Below are 4,406 nucleotides of genomic sequence, written 5' to 3'. Positions count from 1 at the left end.
AACCTTCTTGATAAAGTGGATAACTTAATTATTGGCGGAGGCTTAGCTTATACTTTTGTTAAATCTCTTGGTCATGAAATTGGTAAGTCTTTATTAGAAGAAGATAAAATCGACCTTGCTAAATCATATATGGAAAAAGCAAAAGAAAAAGGCGTTAAGTTTTATATGCCTGTTGATGTTACAGTTGCAGATGATTTCTCTAACGATGCTAACATCAAAACAGTTTCTATTGAAGAAATTCCAGCTGATTGGGAAGCATTAGATATTGGTCCTAAAACACGTGAAATTTATGCAGATGTTATTAAGAGTTCTAAATTAGTAATTTGGAACGGACCAATGGGTGTATTCGAATTAGATGCTTTCGCTAAAGGTACAAAAGCAGTAGCAGAAGCGCTTGCTGAATCTCAAGATACATATTCTGTAATCGGTGGTGGAGATTCTGCAGCAGCAGTTGAGAAATTCGATTTAGCAGATAAAATGAGCCATATTTCTACTGGCGGCGGTGCGTCATTAGAATTCATGGAAGGCAAAGAACTTCCAGGTGTAGTGGCATTAAACGACAAATAATATCTCTATAGATATGCATGAAAGGATGTAAACAATGCGCAAGCCAATTATTGCAGGTAACTGGAAAATGAACAAAACGCTTCCTGAAGCTGTTGAGTTTATCTTAGAAGTTAAAGCTTCTGTTCCATCAAGTGAAAAAGTGGATACAGTAGTATGTGCTCCTGCGTTATTTTTAGGACAATTAGTAGAATTAACAGATGGCACAGATGTAAAAATCGGTGCACAAAACATGCATTTTGAAAAAAGTGGTGCATTCACTGGTGAAATTAGCCCAGTTGCATTAGAAAATATCGGTTCTAAATATGTAGTGCTTGGTCATTCTGAACGTCGTGAGTTCTTTAACGAAACAGACGAGTCTGTTAACAAAAAGACACTTGCTGCTTTTGAAAATGGCTTAACTCCAATTGTATGTTGTGGTGAAACTCTTGAGCAAAGAGAAAACGGCGAAACAAATGACTTTGTTGCTTCTCAAGTAACAAAAGCACTTAACGGCTTAACTCCAGAACAAGCAAAAGCGACTGTTGTTGCATATGAGCCAATCTGGGCAATTGGAACAGGTAAATCTTCTACTTCTGCTGATGCAAACGAAGTATGTGCACATATCCGTAAAGTAGTAAGTGAACAATTCTCTGCAGAAGTTGCTGAACACATTCGTATTCAATACGGCGGTAGCGTAAAGCCTGAAAACATTAAAGAATATATGGCACAGCCAGATATTGATGGAGCATTAGTAGGTGGAGCTAGCCTAGAAGCTCAAAGCTTTTTAGCTTTATTGGAGGCAGGTAAGAATGAGTAAATCTCCAGTAGCTTTAATCATTTTAGATGGATTTGCTTTAAGAAGCGAACGCATGGGAAATGCAGTAGCACAAGCAAATAAGCCTAATTTCGATAAATATTGGAACTCTTACCCTCATGCTACTTTAGTCGCTAGTGGGGAAGCTGTTGGTCTTCCAGAAGGACAAATGGGTAACTCAGAAGTTGGACATTTGAATATCGGTGCCGGCCGGATCGTATATCAAAGTTTAACAAGAGTTAACGTTTCTATTAGAGAAGGCGAGTTTTACAAAAACGAAACTTTCGTTAATGCAATTAAGCATGTAAAAGAAAAAGGCAAAAATCTTCATTTATTCGGATTATTATCTGATGGTGGAGTTCATAGCCATATTGAACATATGTATGCACTTCTTCGTTTAGCAAAAGAAGAAGGTGTAGAAAATGTATATATTCACGGTATCTTAGATGGTCGAGACGTCGGTCAAAAGACTGCTGAAAAATACATTAAAGCAACACAAGAAAAAATCGCGGAATACGGTGTAGGTGAATTTGCTACTATTTCTGGACGCTACTATTCAATGGATAGAGACAAACGCTGGGATCGTGTAGAAAAATCATACCGAGCTATGGTATATGGCGATGGACCAGCATACTCTGATCCATTACAAGTAGTTGAGGATAATTACAATAACGGAATCTTTGATGAGTTCGTACTTCCATCTGTAATCACAAAAGAGAACGGTGAACCAGTTGCTACAATTAAAGATGAAGATGCTGTTATTTTCTATAACTTCCGTCCTGACCGTGCGATTCAAATTTCAAACACTTTTACAAATGAGGACTTCCGTTCTTTCGATCGTGGAGAAAAACATCCAAAAAATCTTTACTTTGTATGTTTAACTCATTTTAGTGAAACAGTAAATGGGTATGTTGCATTCAAGCCAACAAACTTGGATAACACATTAGGTGAAGTTCTTTCACAAAACGGATTAACTCAACTTCGTATCGCTGAAACAGAAAAGTATCCACATGTTACTTTCTTTATGAGCGGTGGACGTGAAGCAGAGTTCCCTGGTGAAAAGCGTATCTTAATCAATTCACCAAAAGTGGCAACCTATGATTTACAACCAGAAATGAGTGCATATGAAGTAACCGATGCACTATTGAAGGAAATTGAAGCAGATAATTTTGATGCAATTATTCTAAACTTCGCTAACCCTGATATGGTTGGGCACTCCGGAATGCTTGAACCTACAATCAAAGCGATTGAAACAGTGGATGAATGTTTAGGGAAAATTATTACTTTAATTGAACAAAAAGGTGGTAAAGCAATTATCACCGCTGACCATGGTAATTCTGATGAAGTGGTAACACTTGACGGAACACCAATGACAGCACATACAACAAATCCAGTTCCTGTAATCGTAACAGATAAGAATGCTGAATTACGTACAGATGGTATTTTAGGAGATCTTGCTCCTACTATGTTAGATCTATTAGGAATTGATAAGCCAGTAGAAATGACTGGAACATCTATTATTAAAAAATAAGTATATAATTAAAGGAGAGAATAAATATGCCTTATATTCAACAAGTATATGCTCGTGAAGTATTAGATTCACGTGGTAACCCAACAGTAGAAGTAGAAGTATTAACTGAATCAGGATTCTTTGGTCGCGCACTAGTTCCATCTGGTGCTTCAACTGGTGAATACGAAGCAGTTGAATTACGTGATGGTGACAAATCTCGTTATCTTGGTAAAGGTGTTCTTAAAGCAGTAGAAAACGTAAACGAAGTAATTGCTGAAGCAATTATCGGTATGGACGTTACAGATCAAGTTGGAATCGACAGAACTATGATCGAACTTGATGGTACAGAAAACAAAGGTAAATTAGGTGCTAACGCAATCCTAGGTGTATCTATGGCTGTTGCACATGCTGCTGCTGAAGTAGTAGGTCTTCCATTATACCGTTACCTTGGTGGATTCAATGCTAAGCAATTACCAACTCCAATGATGAACATCATCAACGGTGGTTCACATGCTGATAACAACGTTGATTTCCAAGAATTCATGATCTTACCAGTAGGAGCTCCAACTTTCAAAGAAGCTCTACGTACTGGTGCTGAAGTTTTCCATGCTTTAAAATCAGTTCTTTCTGCTAAAGGTCTAAACACTGCTGTAGGTGACGAAGGTGGATTCGCTCCAAACCTTGGTTCTAACCGTGAAGCATTAGAAGTAATCATCGAAGCAATCAAAAAAGCTGGATACGAGCCTGGTAAAGACGTATTCTTAGGTATGGACGTTGCTTCATCTGAGTTCTATAACAAAGAAACTGGTAAATACGATCTTGCAGGAGAAGGCCGTACTGGTTTAACTTCTGAAGAATTAGTAAGCTTCTATGAAGAATTAGTTGGCGAATTCCCAATCATCTCTATTGAAGATGGTTTAGATGAAAACGACTGGGAAGGTCACAAATTATTAACAGACCGTATCGGTTCAAAAGTACAATTAGTAGGTGACGATTTATTCGTTACAAACACTAAAAAATTAGCTGAAGGTATCGAAAAAGGAATTGCAAACTCAATCCTTATCAAAGTTAACCAAATTGGTACTTTAACTGAAACTTTCGAAGCTATCGAAATGGCTAAACGTGCTGGTTATACAGCAGTAGTTTCTCACCGTTCTGGTGAAACAGAAGATGCTACAATCGCTGACATCGCTGTTGCTACTAATGCTGGTCAAATCAAAACTGGTTCATTATCTCGTACAGACCGTATCGCTAAATACAACCAACTTCTTCGCATCGAAGACGAGCTTGGCGAGTTAGCAGTATATGATGGTCTTAAATCTTTCTATAACCTTAAGAAGTAATTGAAGTTAAGGTTTCCTTAACTTGATAAGCACTCTAGCATTAGGAAATTTCCTAAATGTTAGAGTGCTTTTTATTTTTATTAAGGGTGAAGGAAGAGAATCCTCATCAATGACTGAATCGAAAAGATAAGCGCTCACTGTGCCCGAGAAGCAAGAAAAAAAGCAAGAAAGGCAACAGAGAAGCCCTCTCTAT

The 4,406-nt window shown here is 37.7% G+C and carries 4 protein-coding genes; all 4 read left to right on the top strand.

All coding sequences use genetic code 11. The features are described from left to right. Positions 1-567: phosphoglycerate kinase (locus tag RTL21_RS01640; RefSeq protein ID WP_312092665.1), on the top strand; the 567-nt coding region annotated here is incomplete at its 5' end. A gap of 34 nt (positions 568-601) precedes the next feature. Further along, positions 602-1,363 (top strand): triose-phosphate isomerase, encoded by a 762-nt coding sequence (gene tpiA / locus RTL21_RS01635; RefSeq protein ID WP_312092663.1) that lies wholly within the window; start codon positions 602-604, stop codon positions 1,361-1,363. Next, positions 1,356-2,891 (top strand): 2,3-bisphosphoglycerate-independent phosphoglycerate mutase, encoded by a 1,536-nt coding sequence (gene gpmI / locus RTL21_RS01630; protein ID WP_312092661.1) that lies wholly within the window; start codon positions 1,356-1,358, stop codon positions 2,889-2,891. The genes tpiA and gpmI overlap by 8 nt, the downstream gene beginning before the upstream one ends. A gap of 26 nt (positions 2,892-2,917) precedes the next feature. After that, positions 2,918-4,213, top strand: coding sequence for a phosphopyruvate hydratase (eno, locus tag RTL21_RS01625; RefSeq protein ID WP_312092659.1), 1,296 nt, complete (start codon positions 2,918-2,920; stop codon positions 4,211-4,213). The last annotated feature ends 193 nt before the right edge of the window (positions 4,214-4,406 follow it).

Origin of the sequence: Niallia sp. (assembly GCF_031978665.1) — a bacterium.
Lineage (GTDB): Bacteria > Bacillota > Bacilli > Bacillales > Cytobacillaceae > Niallia.
The sequence above is the reverse complement of the archived record's forward strand: the minus strand, read 5'-3'. Positions and strand labels throughout refer to the sequence as shown.

Coding starts and splice junctions, on each gene's coding strand:
- tpiA (WP_312092663.1), top strand. CDS start 602: ATGCGCAAGCCAATTATTGCAGGTAACTGGAAAATGAACAAAACGCTT.
- gpmI (WP_312092661.1), top strand. CDS start 1,356: ATGAGTAAATCTCCAGTAGCTTTAATCATTTTAGATGGATTTGCTTTA.
- eno (WP_312092659.1), top strand. CDS start 2,918: ATGCCTTATATTCAACAAGTATATGCTCGTGAAGTATTAGATTCACGT.